Origin of the sequence: Amycolatopsis sp. NPDC021455, assembly GCF_040640995.1 — a bacterium.
Taxonomy (GTDB): domain Bacteria; phylum Actinomycetota; class Actinomycetes; order Mycobacteriales; family Pseudonocardiaceae; genus Amycolatopsis.
In genome coordinates, this window is sequence record NZ_JBFACT010000051.1 from 19,852 (window position 1) to 42,360 (window position 22,509).

The following is a 22,509-nucleotide window of genomic DNA, read 5'->3' on the forward strand; positions in this document are numbered from 1 at the left end:
TCCGAGGAGACCGTGATGGCCCTGCCCGACTCTGCTGCTTCCCTGCTGGTTCCGGCGCCGGTCGGCAAGCTGGCGATCGAGCGGTTCGAACCGCTGATCGGCGAGCAGGCCTACCGCCGGCTCCAGGACCGCTTCGCCCGCGCGCGCGAGCTGCTCGGCGACCACGTCATGTGGCACGTGAACTCCACCGCGCGCGGCGGGGGCGTGGCCGAGATGCTCCACTCGCTGCTGGCGTACGGGCGCGGAGCGGGCCTCGACGAGCGGTGGCTGGCCATCGCCGGTACCGCACCCTTCTTCGCGGTGACCAAGCGGCTGCACAACAACCTCCACGGCGCGCCGGGCGACGGCTTGCCGCTCGACGCCGAGGCTCGCGAGGTCTACGAGTCGTTCACGCGCGCCGCGGGCGAAGAGCTCGCGGCGCGGCTCTCCCCGGGGGACGTCGTGCTGCTGCACGACCCGCAGAGCGCGGGAATGGTCCCCGCACTCGCCGGGCTCGGTGTGCCGGTCGTCTGGCGCAGCCACGTGGGGATCGACCACGCCACCCCGGTGGCCCGGCGGGCGTGGGAGTTCCTGCGCGGGTACGTCCGGCAGGCCGACGCCTACGTCTTCTCCCGCCGTCAGCACGTCTGGGACGACCTGGCCCCGGCGAAGACCGCGCTCATCGCGCCCTCGATCGACGCCTTCTCGGCCAAGAACCAGGATCTCCCCGACGACCGTGTCACAGCCATCCTCGCGGCCGCGGGGGTACAGGACACCCCGTCGGCCGGCGACCCGGTGTTCACCCGCCTGGACGGCTCGGCGGGCCGCGTCGGACGCCGCGCGCGGATGACGGAGACCCGGCGCCTGCGCCCGGACGACGCGGTGGTGCTGCAGGTTTCGCGCTGGGACCGGCTCAAGGACCCGCTCGGGGTGATCGACGGCTTCGTGCGCTACGTGCTGCCCTCGACCGACGCCCACCTGGTCCTGGCCGGGCCGTCGGTCGAGGAGGTCGCCGACGACCCCGAAGGCGGCGACGTGCTGGACGAGGCAATGGCGTGCTTCGCCACGCTTCCCTCACGGGTTCAGGAGCACGTTCACCTCGCGACGCTCCCGATGGCGGATCTGGAGGAGAACGCGGCGATCGTGAACGCGCTGCAGCGCCGGGCCCAGGTGGTGGTGCAGAAATCGATCGCCGAGGGCTTCGGCCTCACGGTGGCCGAAGCGATGTGGAAGGCCCGCGCGGTGGTGGCCGGCCGGATCGGCGGAATCCAGGACCAGATCGAGAACGGCCGCACCGGCTGCCTGGTCGACGCGCTCGACCCGGCGGCTTTCGGCAGCGCGGTGACCGACCTCCTGACCGACCCGGTCCGCGCGGCGGAGCTGGGCGAGCAGGCCCGCCTCCAGGTCCGGCGGGAGTTCCTGGGGACGCGGTCGTTCCTGCAGTACATCGCTCTCTACGAGCGTCTGGTGACCGGCCGGGGAGTGCCGGCGGAAGTGTCGTTCCCACCGGGATACGCCTGACGCCACCCGGCCCGGCGGTCAGGCGAGTGACCGCCCGATCAGTCCGGCCGTCCGGGTGGCGTAGCTCCATGTGTTCGTCGACGGCGGGCCTGGTCGCTGAACGGCGGTCTTCCGGCTCTGCGCTCGAGGACCCAAGACCCTGCCCCCGGGCAGGGTGGTGGGCGGAGGGTCGTGGGGCGAACGGAGGCCACGATGACGACCCGAGAGAAGACCCGCCGACCGTCAGTCCGGTCCCGGCGTGCCGGGTACCTCGTCGGGGCCGTGCTCAACAGCGTGCTTCTCGTCCTGATCAACGGCCGGCCCGGCTGGGACGCGGTGCCGTTCCTCACCGCCGGCTTCGCTTCGGTGGTCGGCGCCGTCGACCTCGCGCTCATCGCCAGTCTGGTCACCAGCCTCGTCCACCTGTGGCGCGACCCCGAGTGGCTCGTCGTCAGGGTGGCGGGCCCAGGGTTCTTGGACCGTTCCGCCGGGGACCAAAGGCTCGACTCCTCAGGCAAGGACGCGCACGAACCCCACGGACCGGCCTGGCGAGCCCTGCCGTGGGCTGGTCGGATCCGAACCACCGGGAATTCGACGGAGTACGCGTCCTTGATTTGTCCGGTCACCATGCGGTGGGGTTTTCCCTCGATCCGGGGGGATGATCGCCAGGCGGGCTCGCGAGGAAGGTGCGGACGGCCCGCATGACCTCGGCGGTCTGCTCGTCATGCGGGTTGTGGCCGGCGCGCTCGACGAGTTGCCGGCGGGCGTGCGGGATGCCCGCGGCCAGCTCCTGCTGGGCCTCGGGCGGGAAGAGCACGTCGCTGCGTCCGGCCAGGACCAGGGCCGGGACCTCGATCTCAGCGAGGCGGTCCAGCACCGTCCAGCCGTTGAGCAGGGTTCGCCCGGCGAAGATCAGCGCTTCCGGGCGTGCTTTCGTGCGCCACGCTCCGTGCGTCAGGGAGCGGAACGCGCCCAGCAGGGGTCGGTGGTCGTAGATCCCGCCGATGCGCAGGAAGATCGGGAAGTACTCGGCCGGCGTGAACTGGCCGGTGAACCAGCGCCGGAGCAGTTCGACCTTGGCCGGCGGGTAGCCGCGTTCGGCCAGCAGCCGGGGTGCGTTTTCGCGGGGCCAGCGGCTGTCGCCGCCGGTGTCCAGCAGGACGAGGTGGGACACGCTGTCCGGGTAGCGCAGGACGTATTCCAGCGCGACATGGCCGCCGAACGAATGGCCGAGCACGGCCCACTTCCCGAAGCCCAGCCCGGCGCGCAGCGCCTCGGCGTCGGCAGTGAGGTTCTCCCACGTCATCGAGGTGACCGGCGGTCCGGCGGAGTGCCCGTTGCAGCGGTGGTCGTAGAAGACGAGGGTGTGCCGGTCGGCGAGGCGGTGGAACGCCGACAGCGTCCAGTGGTCCGCGGACGGTCCGCCGTGCATCAGGACCAGCGGGGGACCGCTCCCGACGACTTCGACGCGAAGGGACACATCGCGCACCGCTAGGGAGGTTCTCCGCACCGTGATCAGCTCCGCTTGTCGAAGGACAGAGTGCCGAACTCGAGGTGCAGGCCCGTCACCCGGCCGCCGGGTGCCCGGCCGAAGACCACCCGGGTCGTTCCGCCGTCGACGGCGGACAGGTCGATCCGGAAGACCCCCGGGTCGTCTTCGTCGTCCGGGAACAGGGGAAACCACCGCAGCAGCGCGGGCACCGGAGTCGCCGGGCGCAGGGCGAGGCGCCCGTGCCGGACGGCCACCCGCGCTCCGGCGACGAACCACTTCTGCACGTCGCGGGGCGACCCGCGGAAGGTGTACCGGCCGCACAGGTCCGGCCAGGTTTCGGCGTGGTGCGGGACATCACCGCGGATCTCCGCCGCGGGCGCGCCGATGAGCGTCCGCAGCAGACCGGAGACTTCGGTGCCGAGCCACAGGTGGGCGCCGCGGGCGCCGTTGGTGAAGGCGACGATCCCGAGGTCGTCGGTGGGGGCCACGGCGAGCTGGGAGCTGAAGCCGGGTACCAGACCGTCGTGGTGCACGACGGCATGGCCGCCGGCGTCGCCGCGGAAGAACCCGAGCCCGCACCCCGGCACCCGCGGGTCGGGTCGGTACTGCGGCGCGAACATGGACGCGAGGGTCTCCGGTCGCAGGATCGGCCCGTGCTCGCCCGTTCCGCCGGCGAGGAGGGCGGCGACGTATCGGCCCATGTCGCGCGTGCTCGAATAGAGCGAACCGGCGCCGGTGGTGATGATGTCGGTGTCGGCGACCGGTTGCGGGCCCCGGCTCCGGAGGGCGTAGCCGGTGGCCAGCCGGCGACGTACGCCGGGGGTCCTGGCCAAGCCGGTGTCCGCCATGCCGAGCGGCTCGAAGATCCGCTCACGCAGGTGGTCGCCCAGTGGCCGGCCGGTCAGGTCGGTCACGATCTGGCCGAGGGTGGCGAAGCCGTGGTTGCTGTAGGTGTGCCCGGATCCCGGTTCGGCTACCAGGCGCAGCCGTCCGCGGTAGAAATCGGCGAGCGGCGGTACGGGCTGCCCGTGCGGCACGGTCTCACCCAGGATCGGCTGGAGTGCGCGAAGGGGGTGCGCGAGCTGCGGCAGCCCCGCCGTGTGCGTCAGCAGCTGCCGCACGGTCGGGGGCCGGTGCCACGGCTTCGCCGGCACCAGCCGGTAGGCGCGCAGGTACCGCCCGGCCGGCGCGTCGAGCTCGACCAGTCCCTCCTCGGCCAGTTGCAGCACAGCGATCGCCGTGACGGTCTTGGTCAGCGACCCGATGCGGAAGATCGTGTCCGGCGTGACGGGCGCGCCGGACGTGGTGTCCGCTACGCCGTGCCCGTGGAAGAACGCCAGCTGCCCGTCGCGCACGATCCCCACGGCCAGGCCGACGACCGGGTGGCGGTTGAGCATCGCCGCGACCGCGGCGCGAGTCGTTGCCTCCTGGCCGGCGGACCACGTCGTCAACGGGGGACGTTCGACGGTCCGGCGTGCCGGCGACGAAGAGGTCACGGCTCGTCCCTCCTGGGCTGCTCGTCGGCGAGTTCTCCAGTGCACCAACGGTGTCCCGGTGTTTTCAGGGGACAAAGTCGTCCGCGGGGAGGACATCGGTCCTCAGGTCCCCGACCGGAAGTCCCTAGTACGGCCACTCGGCCGGAGCAAGGCTGTCCGCGAAGGGAGACCGATGGAACGCCTGACCGCGGAAGACCGCCTCATGCTGTGGCCCGACCGGCTGTGGCCGCAGGACATCGGGGCGGTGGCGGTACTCGACGGCACCCCGCTGGCCGACCCGGACGGCCGCTTCAGGATCGACGTGGTGCGCAGGGCGGTCGAAGCGCGCCTGCACCTCGTGCCGCGGTTCCGGCAGCTGCTGGTCACCCCGCTGCCCGGCTTGGGGGGTCCGTTGTGGACGGACGCTCCCGTGTTCGGGGTTTCCGACCATGTCCGGGTGCTGCCGCTGGACGATCCCGCCGACGAAGCTCGGTTCCTGCACGCGGTCGAGAACGTGCGTGCCCGCCGGATGGACCGGTCGCGGCCGCTGTGGGAAATGTGGTTCTTCCCCGGCCTGGCCGGCGGCCGGGTCGGCCTTTTCGTCCGCATGCACCACGCGATCGGCGACGGCATCGCCGGCGTGGCGACCCTCGGCGCGTTCCTCGACGCGGCACCCGGCCCGGTGCGGGCGTGGACGCCGGCGCCGTGGCCCCCGGCGTCCACCCTGATGATCGACAACCTGCGGCGGCGGACACAGGCCGCCGTGGCAGTGCTTCGCCGGCCTCGGACCGCCCTGGCGTCGGCGCGAGCCGCGTGGCCGCAGGTGCCGAGGCTGTTCAAGACGCCGCCCACTTCGCCGACCAGTCTCGATCGGGTGGTCGGCCCCGGCCGTTCCTTCGCCTTCATCCGCGCCGAGCTGGACGCCGTCCGGCAGGCGGCGCACCGGCACGACGCGACGATCAACGACGTCCTCCTGACCGCGGTCGCGGGCGGTCTGGATGCGCTGTTCCGTGCCCGCGGGGAGTCCGTCGAGGACCGCACCGTTCCCGTCTACGTGCCGGTCACCCTGCGGCCCGCGCAGCACCGGGATCAAGCCCGGGGCAACTCCGTCGGCCAGATGATCGTCCCCCTCCCGCTCGGCGTAGCCGATCCGGGCTCGCGGTTGCGGCGGATCGCCGCGGAGACCACCCGGCGCAAAGCCGTCGACCACGCCGACCTGGGCACCGCGTTCCGCAGCCCGCTCGCGCGCTTGGCCCTGCTGAAGTTCCTCGAGCGCCATCCCGTCAGCGTGACCACGGCCGATGTCCCGGGCCCACCGCAGCCGGTCCACCTCGCCGGCGCACGCCTGCTCGAAATTTTTCCGCTGCTGCCGCTGATCGCCAGGGTCCCGCTCGGAATCGGCGCGCTCTCCTACGCGGGGCAGTTCACCGTCACCGTGGTCGCCGACCGGGACGCGGTCCCCGACTTCGAGACCTTCGCCGAAAGCGCTCGCGACGAGCTGGGAGCGCTCACGGTCATCGCGAGCCGAGATCACCAGGGGAGCTGAAGTGGGCCGGCCAGGACCGTCGGCCGCGGAGCTGGACGTGTCCGATCGGGTACAGGGTCTGCTCGACGCGGTGATGCGAGTGGGCCGCGGGCTGGAGCTGTCGCAGGTGCTGCGCGAGGTCGTAGTGGCCGCGGTCGCGCTGACCGATGCCGGGTACGGCGCGCTCGGGATCGTCGGGGACGGGCGACGGCTGGCACAGTTCCTGCCGGTCGGCATGGCCGATGAACTCGTCGCCGCACTGGGGACGCCCCCGTGCGGGCACGGGATTCTCGGGGAGCTCATCCGCCACCCCGAACCACTCCGGCTCACCGATCTCACGCGACACCCGAACAGCCACGGGTTTCCCGAACACCACCCGCCGATGCGCACGTTCCTCGGGGTGCCCGTCCGGGTGCGGGGCGAGGTGTTCGGCAATCTCTACCTCACCGAGAAACGCGGTGGGGCCGAGTTCGATGCGGCCGACGAGGCGGTGCTGACCACGCTCGCCGTCGCCGCCGGGGTCGCCATCGACCACGCCCGCACCTACCGCGAAAGCCGGCGCCGCGAGCAGTGGCTCGAGGCACTCGGCGAGGTCACCCGCAACCTGCTCGCCGGCCGCGACTGGCGTGAAGTGCTGCGCCTGATCGCCCGGCGGACCCGGGAGGTGGCCGGCGCCGACCTGGTCGCCGTGCTGCTGCCGGTGGACGGGGACGGGCATCTGCGCGTCGAGGTGGCCGAGGGCGGGGACGCGGATCTCGTCGACGGCGAACTGGTGCCCGCCCGCGGTTCCCTGGCCGGTCTCGCGACGGCCACCCGCGCACCGGTCGTCAGCGAGGAAGGCCGGGCTGATCCGCGAGGCCACCGCTTCGGCGGGCGCGGTGACGCCGACGGGCCGACGGTGGTCGTCCCGCTGCCACTCGACGCCACGGCGTGCGGCGCGCTGCGGCTGAGCCGCCGGGTGGGCCGTGCGGTGTTCGACGACACCGAGGTCCGGCTGGTCTCCGGGTTCGCCGACCAGGCGGCGATCGCGCTGGAGCTGGGCAGGCGCCGGGCCGAGAGCGAGGAGCTGGCGCTGCTGCACGATCGTGACCGGATCGCGCGTGACCTGCACGACCTCGTCGTCCAGCGGCTCTTCGCCAGTGTGATGGCGCTGCAGGGCACCACCCGGGCGATCGGCAGCCCGGACGTCGCGGCGCGGGTGGCCCGCACGGTCGACGACCTCGACACGACGATCCAGCTGATCCGCTCCACCATCTTCGCGTTGCGCACGGACGACGGCGTCGACGGCGGGGCGAGCCTGCGGCGCCGGCTGCCCGAGACCGCCCGCGTCGCGGCGCAGTCTCTGGGGTTCGACCCCGTGCTGCGGATCGAGGGGCCGGTCGACTTCAGCGTGGACGCCGGGCTGGCCGAGCACGTCCTGGCGGTGACCGCCGAGGCACTGAGCAACGTCGCCCGCCACGCCCGGGCGAGCCGGGCGGAGGTGGTCGTGGCGGTGCCGGATCCCGGCGAGGTCCTCCTCCTCACGGTGACCGACGACGGGGTGGGGATGCCGGTCGCCGCCCGCCGGGGTGGCCTGGCGAACATGCGGTCGCGGGCCGAGCTGTGCGGCGGCACCCTGGCCGTCGAGGTCCCGGCCGGCGGCGGCACCCGGATCGTGTGGGGGGTTCCGCTGCCCGACGACTGACCGGCGCGGCTACCCGGAACCCGGGGCGGCCGGCCGGCTGGTGAGCAGCGCGGCCTGCACCCGGCGGCGCACGCCGAGCTTGTTCAGGATCGAGGAGACCCGGTTCTTGACCGTCTTCTCCGACAGGAACAGCCGCTCGGCGATCTGCCGGTTGGTCAGGCCTTCGCCGATCAGCCCGAGGATCTCCAGCTCGCGCGGGGAAAGTGCGTCGAGCGGGGACGCGGCCGGCGTGTCCTCGCGCGGCGGACCGGTGAGCCGCTTCATCACCCGCGACACCGTCCGCGGGGCCAGCAGCGAGCGCCCGGTGGCCACCGTGCGGACCGCGGAGACGAGGTCCGCGCCCCGCACCTGCTTGAGGACGTAGCCCGCGGCGCCGGCCATGACGGCGTCGAACAGGGCTTCGTCGTCGTCGAACGAAGTCAGCATGAGGCAGGCGAGCTCGGGCAGCCGCGCCCGCAGTTCCCGGCACACCTCGACGCCGCCGCGGTCGCCGTGCGTGCTGGCGGGTTCGCCGAGCCGGACGTCGAGCACGGCGACGTGCGGCCGGACCGCCGGAACCCGGGCCAGCGCCTCGCGGGCGGTGGCCGCCTCGCCGGCCACGACGATGTCGGGTTCGCCTTCCAGCAGGTCGCGGATGCCGCGGCGGACCACTTCGTGGTCGTCGAGGAGGAACACCCGCAGCGGCCCGTTCACGGCGCCTCGATGCCCAGCGCCCGGTCCGCGGCCCGCCACCCGCCCGCCACGCACTGGGTCACCCCCACCCCGTCGTAGGCGGCGCCGCACAGCCACAGGCCGGGCAGCTTCCCGGCTTCGGCCCGGATGTTCGCGACTCGGGCGACGTGGCCGGTGGTGTACTGCGGTATCCCGTCCTGCCAGCGGGTGACGCGGCTCTCGAGCGGGGCCGGCAGCGGGCCGAGTGCGTCGCTCAGGTCGTGCAGGGCCCTGCGCGCCAGTTCGGCGTCGGTGCGGTGCAGGTCCTGCTGCCGGCCGTGCCCGCCGACCGACGTGCGCAGCACGAAGACCTCCGGTGCGGCGTCGGCGAGCCAGCGCCACTTCCGGCTCAGGAGGGTCGCCGCCTTGATCGTCCGGCCGTCCGCCCGCGGGACGAGGAAACCGCTTCCCGGTGGCAACGCCGGGAGCTCGCGGCGCGCGAAGGCGAACGTGACGATGGCCTGGGACGAGTACTCGATTTCCGACAGCGGGAGTGCGGCGCCGGGTGTTTCGGCCGTGAGCAACGCGGCCGCGGCCGGAGCGGGGACCGCGACGATCACCTGGCCGGCGGTGAACGTGGCGGCCGGGGTGCGGGCGCGCCAGCCGCCTTCGCCGCGGGTGAGGGTCAGCACCGGGCTCGCGGTGCGGACCGTGCCGCCCCGGCGGCGGACCAGCTCGCCGACGGCCGCGGGCAGTAGCCCGAGGCTGCCGTCGAGGCCCAGGAACACCGGTCCCGGCGGGGCGGCGCCCTGCTGGGCCGCGCGGACGGCGTCGAACAGCGAAGCGTGCGCCTTCGCCGCGTCGAAGAGCCGCGGAGCCGTGGCGCGCAGCGAAAGGTGATAGACGTCGCCGGCGTAGATGCCGTCGAGCAGGGGTGCCAGCAACCGGTCGGCGACCTCCGGCCCGAACCGCGCGGCGACGTAGGCGCCGATGGCGACGTCGTCACCGAACTCGGTGCGCGGGAGGGTGCGGTCCTGCCGCACGCGGTCGACACCTTCCGGGGAGAGCAGCCCGCTCAGCTCGGTGCGCTCGCCCGGCACGCCGAGCAGGTGCCCCGACGGCATCGGGTGCAGCGTCCCGCGGCTCCAGAGTGCGGCGGCGGTGGTGGCCGCGGGCTGGAGCCGGTGGCCGAGCCCGGTCGCGCGGGCGAGTTCCGCGGCGGCGGGGTTCGGCGCGAAGAGGGCTTCGGCGCCCAGATCGACCGGGATGCCGGCGACGGTACCGGTCCGCAGCTTGCCGCCGAGGCGGTCCGACGCTTCGAGCAGGGCCACTCGCACGCCGGCTTCGGACAGCCGTTGCGCCGCGGCGAGCCCGGCGATCCCACCGCCGATCACGAGCACGTCCGTGGTGTGGGTTTCCGTTGTCACGTCAGGATTTCCTTCGGTTCAGAGTGGCGCGCAGCGCCGGGACGGCGACGACGAACAGCGCGCCGCCGACGGTCAGGGCCGGTGACCGCAGTTCAGCACCGAGCGCGAGCAGGAGCAGCCCGCCCGCGACGGCGAGGAGGAACGCGCCGAGCGCGCCGGCGAACGCGGGCGAGGCCGACTGCCGTCCGGTTGCCAGTACCCGGGCCAGTCCCGGGTCTTCGCCGGTCAGGTGCTGCCGGATCTCGCTCAGGCGGCGCTCTTCCGCCGGGGTCACGGGGTACTCCCGGCCGCGGTGAGCAGGCCGTAGTGGCCGTCGTAGCGCAGGTAGAGCACGCTGCCGCGGCCGGTCGTGGCGTCTTCGAAGAAGCGGTACGGCAGGTCGGTGGCGTTCAGCCGGTCGACGGCCTCTTCGACGCTGATCCGGGGGACGGCGGCCACGCCGATCGTCCAGGGCATGCGCACCGGCTGCCCGGGCGGGACGAGGCCGGCGAGCCGGGTCAGCCGGTAGCCGGTCGGGCCGACGCGGTGGACCAGGCTGTCCTGCCCCGTTTCGGCGTCGACGAAGAGCATGAAGTCGTAGTCCATCAGGTCCATCGTCAGTGCGGCTTCGTCCGGACCGCAGCGCACGAGCGGATAGGCCTTGCGGCGCATCACGCGGCGCCGCGCGGGCGGCAGCGCCGCCAGCGCCGGGCGCCGGTACCGGTCGAACGCGTCCGGCCACGACCGGGGTGCCGCGGGTGCGGCGAGCCGGCGAAGCTGCTGCTGGAGCCGGGTCCGCAGCAGGGCGGTGGCCTCCGCGAAGAACCCCGCCGCGAGCTGGGCGCGCACCGGGCGGCCGTCGACGACGAGGTTGACCTGGGTCAGCGCGGGGCGGGTGGCCTTGGTCTGCCGGTACGTCGTGAGCCGGACCCGGACCGCTTCCACGTTCCGGTCGGCGCGGCGCGTGAACGCCGCGATCTGGCGATGCACCTGGTCCCGTGCTTTGGCGAGCACTTCGCCGGAGGTCAGCATCGCGATTTCGTGGTCGGCCATGCACCGTCCTTCTGAGGGGTCGTGCGCTTTGCGGGGTCCAGTTTCGGGATCGTGCGGCGCGGCCAGCAGGGGCCGAAAGTCCCTTTCGGGCGTCCACCGGTCATCTGGTGACTTCCGGCCCCTGCCGCGGGAATTCCGATCTCTGTCCACTTGGGACGGTCGTCGGTACCCGACACGGGTCTCGGCCCCGGCGGCCGCTCAGCCCTGCTTGGGTTTGCCGGTGAGGGTGATTTCGCCTTCGTTGCGCAGGCGTTCGATCATGTGCGGGTAGTGCAGCTCGAACGCCGGCCGCTCGGAGCGGATCCGGGGCAGCTCGGTGAAGTTGTGCCGCGGGGGCGGGCAGGAGGTCGCCCACTCGAGCGAGTTGCCGTAGCCCCACGGGTCGTCCACCGTGACGATCTCGCCGTACCGGTAGCTCTTGAAGACGTTCCAGATGAACGGCAGGACCGAGGCACCGAGGATGTACGCGCCAATCGTGGAGATCGTGTTCAGCGTGGTGAACCCGTCGGTGGTGAGGTAGTCCGCGTACCGGCGCGGCATGCCTTCGTTGCCGAGCCAGTGCTGGACGAGGAACGTGCCGTGGAAGCCGATGAACGTGGTCCAGAAGTGCCATCGGGCCAGGTTTTCATCCATCATCCGGCCGGTGATCTTCGGGAACCAGAAGTAGATGCCGGCGAAGGTGGCGAACACGATCGTGCCGTAGAGCACGTAGTGGAAGTGCGCGACCACGAAGTAGGTGTCCGACACGTGGAAGTCCAGGGCCGGCGCCGCGAGCAACACCCCGGACAGGCCGCCGAAGAGGAAGGTGACCAGGAACCCGACGGAGAACAGCATCGGCGACTCGAACGTCAGCTGGCCCTTCCACATCGTGCCGATCCAGTTGAAGAACTTCACGCCGGTGGGCACGGCGACCAGGAACGTCATGAAGGAGAAGAACGGCAGCAGCACGGCGCCGGTGGCGTACATGTGGTGCGCCCACACCGCGACCGACAGCGCGGCGATGGACAGCGTCGCCCAGACCAGGCCGCGGTAGCCGAACAGCGGTTTGCGGGAGAACACCGGCAGGATTTCCGAGACGACCCCGAAGAACGGCAAGGCGAGGATGTAGACCTCGGGGTGGCCGAAGAACCAGAACAGGTGCTGCCAGAGGACCGCGCCGCCGTTGGCGGGGTCGAACACGTGCGCCCCGATCAGCCGGTCGGCGAGCAGGCCGAACCCGGCGGCGGTGAGGATCGGGAACACGATCAGCACGAGGATGCTGGTGACGAGGATGTTCCAGGTGAAGATCGGCATCCGCCACATCGTCATCCCCGGCGCGCGCAGGCAGACCACGGTCGTGACCATGTTGACCGCGCCGAGGATCGTGCCGAGCCCGCCGACGGCGACCCCGACGATCCACAGGTTCGGTCCGACGCCGGGCGAGTGGATCGCGTCCGACAGCGGGGTGTAGGCGAACCAGCCGAAGTCGGCGGCGCCACCCGGGGTCAGGAACCCGCCCAGCATGATCAGGCCGCCGAACAGGAAGAGCCAGAACGAGAACGCGTTCAGCCGCGGGAACGCGACGTCCGGCGAGCCGATCTGCAGCGGCAGCACGAAGTTCGCGAACCCGAACACGCTCGGCGTCGCGTACAGCAGCAGCATCACCGTGCCGTGCATCGTGAAGAGCTGGTTGTACTGCTCCTGCGAGAGGAACTGCAGCCCCGGCCGCGCCAGCTCCGAGCGGATCAGCATCGCCATCGCGCCCCCGATGAGGAAGAACGCGAAGGTGGTGACCAGGTACATCACCCCGATCACCTTGTGATCGGTCGTCCGGAACAACCGCAGCAGGACGGCGCCTTTCACCGGCTCACGCCGGGCCCGCTGGCTGATGGGGACGGGGGTCGTTGTGCTCACCTGAATGCTCCTGACGTCCGAGTCGTGCGCGCGTCAGGCTGACCACTCGGTGATCGATTCCGATAGGGCCCAATGGGCCCTATCGGGGGCCCCGGCCGATCCGGGGACCGATGGCCCCGCCGCCGGACGCCGAAGGGCCTCGAGGTGGTGACTTTGGTCCCTGGACGACGACGGGGTCCGGACCACAGGCTGTCCGCTTCCGCAGGGATGCTCGATCTCGATTCGGGGGCGGCGCGTGGGGTCGAAGCTGGGCGCGGTGGGTCCGCTGGCCGGGTCCGACGTCGAAACCGTCCTCCGGTCGGCGGCGCTGGCTCCCTCGGTGTACAACACCCAGCCCTGGTCCTTCCGCCGCACGGACCACGACATCGAGCTGCACGGCGACTTCAGCCGGGCGCTGCCGGAGGCCGACCGGGATCGCCGGGAGCTGGTCCTGTCCTGCGGTGCCGCCCTGTTCAACCTGCGTGCCGCCGTGCACCGCTGCGGATGCCTGCCCGCCGGGACGCTGCGGCCACGGCTGGACCGGCTCTCCCTGCTGGCGGTCGTGCGGCCGGTGCCGACCGGCACGCCGGATCCGGCGATGGTCCGCCTGGCTTCGGCGATTCCCCGCCGTGCCACGATCCGCGGCGCCCTGGCGAAAAGCCCGGTTCCGGAAGCGGTGGTCGGCGAGCTTCGCCGGGCGGCGGAAGCCGAGCAGGCGTGGCTGGTCGTGCTGACGGGAGCCCAGCGCGTCGCGGCCGCCGCGCTGATCGCCAGGGCTTGCCGGCAGCAGCTCGAGGATCCCGGCTTCCGGACCGAGCGGGTGCGCTGGTCCGGCAGCACCCGTCCCGACGGGCTCCCCGGAATCGCGGAACACCGCCGGGCGCCGGTCATCGCCGGAACCCCGGACGAGCTGCCGTTGCTGGTGCTGCTGGGGTCGTTCGAGGATGGTCCGGTCGACCGGTTGCGCGCCGGTCAAGCCCTGCAGCGGGTGCTGCTCACCGCCACGCTGGCGGACCTGGACGTGGCGTTCCGGTCGGCGCCGGTCGAGCTGGCGAGTGCACGACGGGAACTGCGGGAACTGGCCGGCGGCGCGGTCTGGCCGCAAGCACTGCTGGAACTCGGAAAAGGCCGTCCGATGTCCCGCACACCGCGCCATGCCGTCGAAGATCTGCTGCGGTGAACCGGTCGCGCCGGCTGGCGTCCCGAACGTGGTCCGGCGGGCCGCGGGCACGACGGCTCGAACACCGGACGGGTCCCGAACCTCTCCGCCACAGGAGCGGGTCCGCACCCAACCTGACTTCGCGGTCGGTGCCGGCCTGCCGGGTCTGATGCCGAGGGTGTCGAGGACTCCGCCCGGCTCGTGGGTCCGTTCCGTCCGAAGCGCGTAGCTCGCACGGGTGCCCGTCCGAAAACGGCGGTCGTGACGTCGCCGTGGTGGTTCTCGACGTGCGTCGCCGCCGCTGGTCCGGTGGCAAAGGCGTCTGGGCCGTCCTCAGCACCGCCCACCGCCACGATCCCGGCGAACTCCCCGAACCGGAGCCGGGTTGACACGACCGTCGCCGACGACTGCCGGCGCGCGGGGTTCGAACGGAACGGCCGGGCCGACCGCGTTGCAGGAGCCGGTCGTTCGCGTCTCCGCGGAGTCGAACAGCCAGCAGGGGAGGTCCCGCACGTCGACAACCTGGGTGTGCACACGGCCGGTGTTTCGGGAACCAGCATCGGCCCGCGCAGTACCGGGATCACCGCCCGGTCAGGTGGGCTCACTGACAGCGGATGATCAGCCGTCGGCTCGCTCTCGCCCCTCGGCATGGTGGGGCCAGGACGTGCTCGACGCGGGCGCGGATCGTGCGGTGGGTGGTGTTGAGGTCTTCCTTCCAGTCCGGCAGCTCGCTGCCGTCTCGCGGTTTGCGGTACGGCATGACCACCTCGGGATTGCTTTGGTAGCCATCATCGGCCATGACCGGCCGACCGGCGAGCTGGTCAGCGATGCCGGAGTCGCGGTAGACGGTGCAGTCGTGGCGGCTGCCCGGCCGAGGGTCACCGGTGGCGATCGCCAATCTGGTCTCGGCGTCGATCGCGACTTGCACGTTGGTCGAGTATCGGTAGTTCTTCGACGGGGTCGCCAGCCGGTGGTCCCGGGTCGGGACCAGGGGTCGTCCACAATCACGACCGCATCGACCTGGCGTGTGCGGACCGGGGCCAGCGCCAGCAGCGGGCCGATCGTGTCGATCACGCGGTGGGCGGCGGAATGCGACACCCCGAACAGCGGCCCGATCTGGCGCATTGTCAGGTTCGTCCGCCGGTACGTCGCGACCAGCAGGCCCGGTCGGCCGTCCGCGATCTCGTCTCCGCCGCGCTTGGCGACCAGCCGCACCAGCTTGCGGAACTGGCCCGGTTCCAGCCCGGTGAACGGGGCAATCCACTCCGGCCGCGACGCCGTGATCACCTGCACCACACCAACATGATCAAGTGCCACACAACGCCCCACACGCCCCGACATTGGGGTTACGAGACATCCGTTAGTCAGATGATGCTCTTCACTGCCACTGCTGGCAACTGTGTGTTGTTGAGTGCAGCTATGAAAGGGGGTTTGCCCAGCTGTGCCCCCTAGTGAAATTAGCGAGAGGAATGGTGGCGATCGTATCGAACACCTGATGCATCCGGCAGGCGACGTGGGCTCGGATCCAGCCGAGCAGGATCAGCCCGGGCCGTGTCGTGCAGTCGGACCAGCGCCACGAGCGACCTGGGCTAACGAGCCAGTCCTGAGCCGAGGTCAAGTTGAGGTTGGCTCGCCAGGGCGCACGCTCTACGGCTATGACGGTGTGGCATCGCGCGCCTCGGCGAGGCGTCGTCCTACCTCTGGTCCTGACGACTTCCGGTGCGCTGGAAGGTCCACCGCATCGGGCGACTGGACAGTGCGGGAGCCTCGCAGACGATGCGGATCGCCTGGCTGTGGGCATTACGCTGGCACAGCTCGCGCGGAGACGTTGCGTTTTCCCGGCAAGTGCCGATACATTCAAATGTGAGCACTCATACTCGTATGACACCGATCCTGGCGTTGATCTTCGGTGTGCTCGGCCTCGCGATTGGTGAGCTCATCAAATTCTGGCAGGACGACGCCAACCCACTGCTCAGCGCCGGTCTGTCGGTCGCCGGCGGAACGCTGCCGCTGATCATTGATTACCTCAAGGAGGTTGGCAGCCGGGGTGGCGATCGACCAACCGAACCACGCCCGCACTACCCTGGTCATCCACCCCAGCCGTGGCCGTCTTACGACCGGCCCCCACCGCCACCGCGCCGACCCCGCCGCGGTGGAAGGTCGCTGATTGCCATCCTGACCGTGCTGGTGCTAGGCGGCGGTGCGGCCTACGGCATCTCATACGGGATCAGCTATGCCACCGGCAACGAGACCGTGTTAGCCGACCGGCTCGTCGCGCAAGCCACCGGTAAGGCCGCAGGGGTCACCGTCAAGGTCGAGAAGGTCGAGGTCACTGCCCACTACACCAAGGTCAAGATAACCGCCACCAACCAAAACCGGGCGTCGGCCACGCTTCCCCTGTTTGGCAACTGCCAGCTCGTCGACGACAACGGTGCCACTCTGAAACCCGGAACACCATTTGGCGGGCTCGAGCCAATCAGCGTACCCCCGAATGGCACTCCCGTCAGTGAAGTGATCACGTTCGACGGCAAGCCGTCCCCCGCCAAAACCACGCTCACCCTCAGCTTCGACACGGTGTTCGGGACACTGTCGGCCGAACGCTCGTTGCAGGTGGTTGGTATCAAGCTCAAAGCGGAGGAGTGAGCTCAACGGTATAATGTCGACGGTATTGGGAATATCGATGCAGTCCGGCTCTAACGAGTCTCCGCCGCTGCTTCCGTTACCGAGCTGTTCGGCTTGGCGTCTTGCGGAGCAAGCATTTTCGCCGGGCACCATCACCTGGTACAACCCGGTCTGTCAAGGTCAATGGAACGCTCAGGCCGTCAACTGCCGGCAGATCCCAGTGCAACTCCACGACGTCGCAGCCCATCGGCCTGTCGGCGAACGTCGGCAATAGCGGACGTTCGATCGCTGATGCCGAGGATGCGGGGCAAGAGCCTTCAGCCGGGACGGAGAAGTGTGTGTTGCGCGTCGAGCCCTTCCGGGGTGAAGGCGATGCCGGTGACGACTTCGCCGAGCGCGAGCAGCCACGGCGCTGCGTTGCCCGCTGGTGCTGGGAGCGACGTGGTGTAGGAAGCGAGGGGTGCCGGGACGTCGTCTTGGCCCGGCCGGATCACGGCGACGTTGTGGCCAGGTTGGGCAAAGTAGGCCAGCTTGTTGCCGCGCGTCTCCCAGCCGATGTTGAGCACTGTCGTGTGTGGCCGGAGGGCGTCGACGATCTCGTGCGCGAACGGGCTCCGGTTGAAAGCGATCGCGATCGTCCAGTCCTTCTCGCGCCGCAGTGCGACCTGTTCGGTGTCGGTGAGGTAGACCGGTCCTGCACCGAGCGTGATGCCGCCGAACGCTGCCGCGACGGTGTCGAGCGGGACACTTCGGGCGTAGGTGATGGATGCGGCGAGGCCGAGCCAGTGGTCGGTGATCCACGCATGGCGTTCCAGCGGGCCGCCGGCACCGGCACGCGCGCCATCCGCGCCGGACGGTGCCGGTGGGTTCCCCAACAGGTCCAGGAAACCGGCGAGCATCGGCGCCGGATCCAGGCGGTCCAGTTGCTTGGCGAGTTTCGCCGCGTCGATCGTCTTGAATGCCGCCGTAAGGGGGTTCGGCGCGGTTCGCAGCGCGCGTACGGCGTCCAGGGCGACGAGCCGGAGGCGGTCGGCACCCGGTGCATAGCCGGCGTAGCCGCTCGCGCCGGCCTCGTAGCGGGCCATCCGGACCAGCTCGTCGAATTCGACGTCTCCGCCGGGTATCCCGGTCAGCCCGGCCGAGGCGGCCACTTCGTCGACGGCGGCACGAGCGACCGTCAGCAGCGGCTCGTCCTCGGCGCGGCGCAGCGCGGCGGCGAGCACGGGGTGCTGGTACTCCAGTGGCTCGAAACCCGGCGTCACCGGGCGCACGTCCTCGAGGTGTTCCGCGATCGGCACGACGAGGACCTCGCCGTCCAGCCAGTCTTCGGTGAACGGCTGCCCGGTCAGCCGGGTGGCGAGGTGGAGCAGGCCCGTGCGCCGATGTCCTGCCGCCCAGTCGATCTCCGCGACCAGCGGCGCCAGGCAATCGGGATCCTCGCCGTCCTTCCATGAGTCGGCGCCCGCTTCGAACGCCGTCTTGACGCGGCCGTCGACGGCGTAGCTGAACCTGGTCAGTGCCTCGACGTTCCAGAAGGCGCTCACCGTCTCGCCGAGCCGTGACACCCGGCGCAGGACTTCGGGCCGCGAGCCCTGGAAGCCGTTGACTTCGATCGCGACGACGTACTCGCCCTGGCGGCACACGGCGACCGCGACCGCGTACGCCTCGTCGAGGTCGTTCCCTGCCTCCGCGAACGGAATGGACCGGGCCTCACCTGTCACCCCGCCGAAGCCGCGCACCACGGCGTCGAGGTCCGTCGTCTTCACCATGGTCACGCAGGCGGCTTCACCCAGTGGGCTCGTCGACAGCCAGTCGAAATCATCCTCGGTCACCACTCCTTTGTAGCGGCCCGGACCGCGAAGCTGCGAGGCGGCAAGCCCTGAACCCCGTGGTCAGCACTTCGGAACAGTCACTTCCCGAACCTGCCGACCACAGCTGAAGGCGAGCGGGGATGCATCCGCGCACGACTGCTGCTCGTGACCGCGAGCCAAGGTGACCGCCGAACCCCGATCCACTCCGGCTACCGGTCGCACTGGGTCTTCCCACCGGATGTCCATCCGGAAAGCCACGACGCGCCGCTGACGCTGGAGACGGTGAAGACACTCGCGCCGGGCGAAGAGGCGACGGTGCGACTCCATCCGCTCATGCCTGATCTCTGGCCACCGGTCGGCCGGTCTGCGGTTGTCGATGCCTGAGGGAGCCCGGATCGTCGGACTTGCCGAGGTCGTGGAAGTAGTACCCCCGAGCCGATGATCACGCTCTCATCGACTGGCCGGCGTCGAAGGCGCGGTATGCGGCATAGACCGATGTTCTGCGTGTCGGTGCTCGACGAAGGAGCGTCCTCCTGATGCGCTGTCGGGCTTGGTGTCCCATCGCATGAGGAGGACGTTCATGGGTAGGTAACAGTAGTGGGATCTCCCGGGGAGACCGCAACCGCAACACACGCCTGGCCCGGCTCCGCGCGCTGGTTCCCGTCCAGAACGCGATCGTGGGCATCGACCTGGCCGACACCAAACAGCTGGTCGTCGTCACCGACCTTGACTCGAAAGTATTGGCACGCAGAACTTTTCGCTGCCGCGCCTGGATCTCGGGACCGCCTTGGACTGGGCCGCCCAGCGAGCGAACGCGGCCGGCCACACGGCAATCACGGTGGCATGCGAGCCGACCGGTCACCGGTGGCGGATGCTGGGCCAGCTGCGTGGCACACGACTACTCGTTGGCAAGTCCGTCCAACGGCTAGGCCTGACTCATCTTTTTACTCTGGCGCATGACGACGTCCATCCGCTCATCGAGTTCCCGACACAGCCGTGGTCCGCCGACTACGACGCGATCAAGGGGCCATGAAACGGTGATGACGGTCGCCGTGGTCACGGCGGTGGTGATCGCCGCTCGGGTGGTGTTCCTGTTCACCGTGCCGTACCTGGTCCGGCTGCTGGACCGCCGCCCGGACAGCGGGCCCGCCGGGTCGATGCCCGGCCCCGGCTGGTCAGCGCGTTCACCGGCTTCCGCGGTGCGGTCTCGCTGGCCGCCGCGCTGGCCGTGCCCGAGCAGCTCGCCTCCGGCGAGCCGTTCCCGGACCGGGACGTGATCGTGTTCGTCACCGGCGGCGTCATCGTGCTCACCTTGCCGCAGGGGCTGGTGCTGCCCGGCATCGTGCGGTGGGCGCGGCTGCCCCGCGACACCGCCGTCGAAGCCGAACGGCAGCTGGCCGAGACACAAGCCGCGGACCTCGGCACCGACCCGGACGTCGTGGAGCGCCTGCGACGGGAGCTGGACAAGCGCCTCGAGTTCCTGTGGGCCGGCGACGGCGACCACCCGGCCGTCCGCCACGACGAGCACTACACCGCGCTCCACCGGGAACTGGTCGCCCAAATGCGCGCCACCGTCGTGCGCCTGCGCGACGAACGCCGCATCGACGACACCGTCCTGCGCCAGGTGCAGGCCGCCCTCGACCTCGAAGAGGTCCGGCTGTCCCCGAACGGAATGGTGGAATGACCGGCTTGATCGACGTCCACGCCCACTTCGTCACCGATTCCTACGTCCGCCAGGCCACTGCCGCCGGTCACGCGTACCCCGACGGGATGGCCAGGTGGCCCACCTGGTCGGCGGAAGAACACCTGGAGCTGATGGACCGCCACGGGATCGAGACGGCGCTGCTGTCGATGTCGTCCCCCGGGGTCCACTTCGGAGACGACGTCCTTGCCGGCCGGCTGGCCCGTGAAGTCAACGAAGACGCCGCCCGGCTCGTAGCGGACCACCCGGGCCGGTTCGGGTTCTTCGCCTCCCTTGCACTGCCCGATGTGGACGGAGCACTCGAGGAAATCACCTACGCTGTCGAGGACCTCGGCGCGGACGGCGTCGTGCTGATGACCAATGCCGTCGGCAGGTACCTGGGCGACCGGATCCTGGATCCGGTCTTCGCCGAACTGGCCCGCCGCCGGAGCGTCGTCTTCCTGCACCCGACGTCGCCGGTGTGCCGGGCGCACACGGCACTCGGGCGGCCGCGGCCGATGATCGAGTACCTCTTCGACACCACCCGCACAGTGGTGGACCTGCTGATGTCGGGGGTGCTCGAACGCCATCCGGAGCTCGAGGTGATCGTGCCGCACTGCGGTGGCGCGCTGCCCGTACTGGCCGACCGCGTCGAGGAGTTCGGGAAACTGTTCCTGGGCCCGGAAAAGACGGACGGACCGGGCGCGAGCGAGCAGCTGGGCCGGCTCCACTACGACATCGCCGGCCCGGCTTTCCCGCGCCACGTCCCAGCGCTGCTCCGGTTGGCCGCCCCGGACCGGCTGCTCTTCGGCAGCGACTACTGCTGGACTCCGCCCGCGGTCGCCGACACGCACATCGCCGCGATCGACGCCGCCCCGAACGTGAACTGGCGATCGCTCACCACGGCCAGCGCACGACGCCTGTTCCCACAGCTGAAGCCTCAGTAGGACAACGTGATCTCGATCCCGGTGGCGTCGCGAAAAGAGGTAAGGATGTTCCAGATCCGGCGGTCCGCGGAAATCCGGTCGATCGGAATGAAACATGTCGAGAATTCTTCAGCCTGTCATCGCCGCGAACCCATCCGGCTGCCGGTGGCGTTCTACCGCGCATGACGAATTTCAACACCCAGGTCATCTCCTTGAACGACGGCGACAGGATCTACGTGATCGCGACTGCGGGGGGCGGCCAAGCACCGGCCTGGTACCACAACTTGGTCGCGAACCCGGAGCTGACCGTGGAGATCGGCACCGACAAGTACCGGGCCCGGGCGGTGCCTGTCACCGATGACGCCGAGCGGGACCGGCTCTACGCGCACGCGGCGTCGCTGCTGTCGTACTGGGGTCGTTCTCGCGCAAGGCGTCCGCCATGCCCCAGCGGCGGAAGTGCTCCATCGAGCGGCGGCACGTGCCGGACGCGATCCCCCAGGTGGCCGCCATTCCGCACACCAGGACCGGCAAGAAGCTCGAGGTGCCCGTCAAGCGGATCCTGCAGGGTGCCGACCCGGAGCAAGTCGTCAGCCGGGACGCGATCGATGACCCGGCCCTGTTGGCACAGTTCGAGAAGATCGACGTGCCCCGGACATCCGCCTAGCGGGAGCCGTCGTCCCTGGCGTGCTCCGGTGCCAGCATGTCGGGTTCGGGGGTGGACAGGGCCGTCCGGAGGAAGCGGCGCAGGACCGGCGAGTCCTCGTCGGGCCGCCAGCAGACGGCGGTTTCGACGACGGCGGTGTGCCGGCGCAACGGTCGCGCGATCAGGCCCGGCCAGAGCATCGAGCTGTACTGCGCGGGCAGCAGGGTCACGCCGGCGCCGGCCTCCACGAGGGCGAGCGCGTGCATGACCGAGGTCGCTTCGTGCCGGGCGTCGGACGAACGCCCGGCGTCGGCCCAGGCGGCGCGGAGGTGGGCGGCGAGGCCCGCTCCGGCCTCGGCCGTGACCACCACCCGTTCGCCGCCCACCTCGGCCAGGTCGATGCGTTCCTGGCCGGCGGCGGGATGCGTCCGGGCCAGCACCGCGACGAGTGGCTCGCGGGCCACCACCGCGACTTCCAGCGCCCGTGCCCGGCTCGCGGCGTGCTGTGTCCCGCCGGGGCCGCCGGGTTCGAGGTGGAGCAGGCCGGCGTGCGCGTCGCGGCGGTGGACCCGCTCGACCACGTCGGAATCGGAGTCTTCGGTCAGGACGAGGTCGACGCCCGGTTCGAGCATGGTGCCGCCGACCAGGTGGGGCAGCAGCCGGGGCGAGACGGTGTGGCCGACGGCGACGGTCAGCCGGCCCCGGGTGCCGAGGCCGATGGTGCGCACCAGCTCGGTCGTGGTGTTGAGCTCGGAAAACAGGCGGCGCGCGCGTTCCGCCAGCGCCCGGCCCGCGGCCGTCAGCTCGACCCCGCGGCCATGGCGGATCAGCAGGGGGACGCCGAGTTCGCGTTCCAGCGTCTGGAGCCGCACGCTCAGCGGCGGCTGGGTCATGTGCAGCGCTGCGGCGGCGCGGCTGACCGAGCCTTCCTCGGCGACGGCCAGGAAGCACTCCAGCGCCCGCAGATCCATATCCAGAGGCTATATCAGCGACGATGACTTCGTATTGGACGTATAGCCGACGGGTTCGC

The 22,509-nt window shown here is 70.9% G+C and carries 18 protein-coding genes and 2 pseudogenes; 10 read left to right on the top strand and 10 right to left on the bottom strand.

Going from position 1 to position 22,509, the window contains the following annotated elements:
• Window positions 1–15 precede the first annotated feature (15 nt).
• Window positions 16–1,500, top strand: a complete 1,485-nt coding sequence (locus AB0G28_RS36305) for a glycosyltransferase (protein ID WP_361099999.1) — start codon at window positions 16–18, stop codon at window positions 1,498–1,500.
• 601 nt (window positions 1,501–2,101) lie between these two features.
• Here AB0G28_RS36305 and AB0G28_RS36310 read toward each other — a convergent pair.
• Both AB0G28_RS36310 and AB0G28_RS36315 read right to left on the bottom strand, forming a co-directional pair.
• Complete coding sequence (locus AB0G28_RS36310; RefSeq protein ID WP_361100002.1) at window positions 2,102–2,968, bottom strand: alpha/beta hydrolase; 867 nt, start codon at window positions 2,966–2,968, stop codon at window positions 2,102–2,104.
• Window positions 2,969–2,994: 26 nt separating this feature from the next.
• Window positions 2,995–4,467, bottom strand: a complete 1,473-nt coding sequence (locus tag AB0G28_RS36315) for a serine hydrolase domain-containing protein (RefSeq protein ID WP_361100005.1) — start codon at window positions 4,465–4,467, stop codon at window positions 2,995–2,997.
• Window positions 4,468–4,639: 172 nt separating this feature from the next.
• On the opposite strand from AB0G28_RS36315, the gene AB0G28_RS36320 reads away from it, so the two are divergent.
• Both AB0G28_RS36320 and AB0G28_RS36325 read left to right on the top strand, forming a co-directional pair.
• Entirely contained in the window at window positions 4,640–5,992 is a 1,353-nt protein-coding gene (locus tag AB0G28_RS36320) for a wax ester/triacylglycerol synthase domain-containing protein (RefSeq protein WP_361100008.1), read from the top strand.
• Between the two features lie 37 nt (window positions 5,993–6,029).
• The gene (locus tag AB0G28_RS36325) at window positions 6,030–7,655 is read left to right on the top strand and encodes a GAF domain-containing protein (RefSeq protein ID WP_361100011.1); all 1,626 of its coding nucleotides are present in this window, start codon (window positions 6,030–6,032) and stop codon (window positions 7,653–7,655) included.
• Window positions 7,656–7,664: 9 nt separating this feature from the next.
• Here AB0G28_RS36325 and AB0G28_RS36330 read toward each other — a convergent pair whose 3' ends face one another.
• The 5 genes from AB0G28_RS36330 to ctaD all read right to left on the bottom strand — a co-directional run bounded on the left by AB0G28_RS36330 (window position 7,665) and on the right by ctaD (window position 12,658).
• Entirely contained in the window at window positions 7,665–8,348 is a 684-nt protein-coding gene (locus AB0G28_RS36330; RefSeq protein ID WP_361100014.1) for a response regulator transcription factor, read from the bottom strand.
• Window positions 8,345–9,733 carry a protoporphyrinogen oxidase gene (gene hemG, locus AB0G28_RS36335; RefSeq protein WP_361100017.1) on the bottom strand — a complete coding sequence of 463 codons (1,389 nt, stop codon included), beginning with the start codon at window positions 9,731–9,733 and terminating at the stop codon, window positions 8,345–8,347. Before hemG ends, AB0G28_RS36330 begins: the two co-directional genes overlap by 4 nt.
• Window position 9,734: 1 nt before the next feature.
• Complete coding sequence (locus AB0G28_RS36340; protein WP_361100020.1) at window positions 9,735–10,007, bottom strand: DUF3040 domain-containing protein; 273 nt, start codon at window positions 10,005–10,007, stop codon at window positions 9,735–9,737.
• Window positions 10,004–10,765: a sigma 54 modulation/S30EA ribosomal C-terminal domain-containing protein gene (locus tag AB0G28_RS36345; protein ID WP_361100023.1), complete on the bottom strand. Its 762-nt coding sequence runs from the start codon at window positions 10,763–10,765 to the stop codon at window positions 10,004–10,006. Before AB0G28_RS36345 ends, AB0G28_RS36340 begins: the two co-directional genes overlap by 4 nt.
• Before the next feature lie 198 nt (window positions 10,766–10,963).
• On the bottom strand, window positions 10,964–12,658 hold the full coding sequence (gene ctaD, locus AB0G28_RS36350; RefSeq protein ID WP_361100026.1) for a cytochrome c oxidase subunit I: 1,695 nt from the start codon (window positions 12,656–12,658) through the stop codon (window positions 10,964–10,966).
• Between the two features lie 235 nt (window positions 12,659–12,893).
• On the opposite strand from ctaD, the gene AB0G28_RS36355 reads away from it, so the two are divergent.
• Window positions 12,894–13,817, top strand: coding sequence for a hypothetical protein (locus tag AB0G28_RS36355; protein WP_361100029.1), 924 nt, complete (start codon window positions 12,894–12,896; stop codon window positions 13,815–13,817).
• Between the two features lie 634 nt (window positions 13,818–14,451).
• Here the strand turns inward: AB0G28_RS36355 and AB0G28_RS36360 are convergent.
• Window positions 14,452–15,089 (bottom strand): annotated as a pseudogene (locus AB0G28_RS36360) (transposase family protein); the annotation flags it as partial.
• Between the two features lie 588 nt (window positions 15,090–15,677).
• On the opposite strand from AB0G28_RS36360, the gene AB0G28_RS36365 reads away from it, so the two are divergent.
• Window positions 15,678–16,439: a hypothetical protein gene (locus AB0G28_RS36365; RefSeq protein WP_361100032.1), complete on the top strand. Its 762-nt coding sequence runs from the start codon at window positions 15,678–15,680 to the stop codon at window positions 16,437–16,439.
• A gap of 296 nt (window positions 16,440–16,735) precedes the next feature.
• Here AB0G28_RS36365 and AB0G28_RS36370 read toward each other — a convergent pair whose 3' ends face one another.
• The gene (locus AB0G28_RS36370; RefSeq protein ID WP_361100035.1) at window positions 16,736–18,250 is read right to left on the bottom strand and encodes a DUF6461 domain-containing protein; all 1,515 of its coding nucleotides are present in this window, start codon (window positions 18,248–18,250) and stop codon (window positions 16,736–16,738) included.
• A gap of 1,019 nt (window positions 18,251–19,269) precedes the next feature.
• Here AB0G28_RS36370 and AB0G28_RS36375 point away from each other — a divergent pair.
• The 5 genes and pseudogenes from AB0G28_RS36375 (at window position 19,270) to AB0G28_RS36395 (ending at window position 21,500) form a co-directional block, all read left to right on the top strand.
• The gene (locus AB0G28_RS36375) at window positions 19,270–19,506 is read left to right on the top strand and encodes a hypothetical protein (protein ID WP_361100038.1); all 237 of its coding nucleotides are present in this window, start codon (window positions 19,270–19,272) and stop codon (window positions 19,504–19,506) included.
• Complete coding sequence (locus tag AB0G28_RS36380) at window positions 19,458–19,913, top strand: hypothetical protein (RefSeq protein WP_361100041.1); 456 nt, start codon at window positions 19,458–19,460, stop codon at window positions 19,911–19,913. Before AB0G28_RS36375 ends, AB0G28_RS36380 begins: the two co-directional genes overlap by 49 nt.
• Complete coding sequence (locus AB0G28_RS36385) at window positions 19,910–20,857, top strand: amidohydrolase family protein (RefSeq protein ID WP_361100044.1); 948 nt, start codon at window positions 19,910–19,912, stop codon at window positions 20,855–20,857. The genes AB0G28_RS36380 and AB0G28_RS36385 overlap by 4 nt, the downstream gene beginning before the upstream one ends.
• A gap of 161 nt (window positions 20,858–21,018) precedes the next feature.
• Window positions 21,019–21,252: pseudogene (locus tag AB0G28_RS36390) on the top strand (nitroreductase family deazaflavin-dependent oxidoreductase); the annotation flags it as partial.
• 23 nt (window positions 21,253–21,275) lie between these two features.
• Complete coding sequence (locus AB0G28_RS36395) at window positions 21,276–21,500, top strand: hypothetical protein (RefSeq protein ID WP_361100047.1); 225 nt, start codon at window positions 21,276–21,278, stop codon at window positions 21,498–21,500.
• Here AB0G28_RS36395 and AB0G28_RS36400 read toward each other — a convergent pair.
• The gene (locus AB0G28_RS36400; RefSeq protein WP_361100050.1) at window positions 21,497–22,450 is read right to left on the bottom strand and encodes a LysR substrate-binding domain-containing protein; all 954 of its coding nucleotides are present in this window, start codon (window positions 22,448–22,450) and stop codon (window positions 21,497–21,499) included. The two genes, AB0G28_RS36395 and AB0G28_RS36400, sit on opposite strands and share 4 nt — an antisense overlap.
• Between the last annotated feature and the right edge of the window lie 59 nt (window positions 22,451–22,509).

What these genes read in the sequence shown, in the direction of transcription:
- AB0G28_RS36320 (WP_361100008.1), top strand. Translation starts at nt 4,640, where the DNA reads ATGGAACGCCTGACCGCGGAAGACCGCCTCATGCTGTGGCCCGACCGG.
- AB0G28_RS36395 (WP_361100047.1), top strand. Translation starts at nt 21,276, where the DNA reads ATGCCCCAGCGGCGGAAGTGCTCCATCGAGCGGCGGCACGTGCCGGAC.
- AB0G28_RS36305 (WP_361099999.1), top strand. Translation starts at nt 16, where the DNA reads ATGGCCCTGCCCGACTCTGCTGCTTCCCTGCTGGTTCCGGCGCCGGTC.
- AB0G28_RS36385 (WP_361100044.1), top strand. Translation starts at nt 19,910, where the DNA reads ATGACCGGCTTGATCGACGTCCACGCCCACTTCGTCACCGATTCCTAC.
- AB0G28_RS36345 (WP_361100023.1), bottom strand. Translation starts at nt 10,765, where the DNA reads ATGGCCGACCACGAAATCGCGATGCTGACCTCCGGCGAAGTGCTCGCC.
- AB0G28_RS36400 (WP_361100050.1), bottom strand. Translation starts at nt 22,450, where the DNA reads ATGGATCTGCGGGCGCTGGAGTGCTTCCTGGCCGTCGCCGAGGAAGGC.
- AB0G28_RS36375 (WP_361100038.1), top strand. Translation starts at nt 19,270, where the DNA reads ATGACGGTCGCCGTGGTCACGGCGGTGGTGATCGCCGCTCGGGTGGTG.
- AB0G28_RS36365 (WP_361100032.1), top strand. Translation starts at nt 15,678, where the DNA reads ATGACACCGATCCTGGCGTTGATCTTCGGTGTGCTCGGCCTCGCGATT.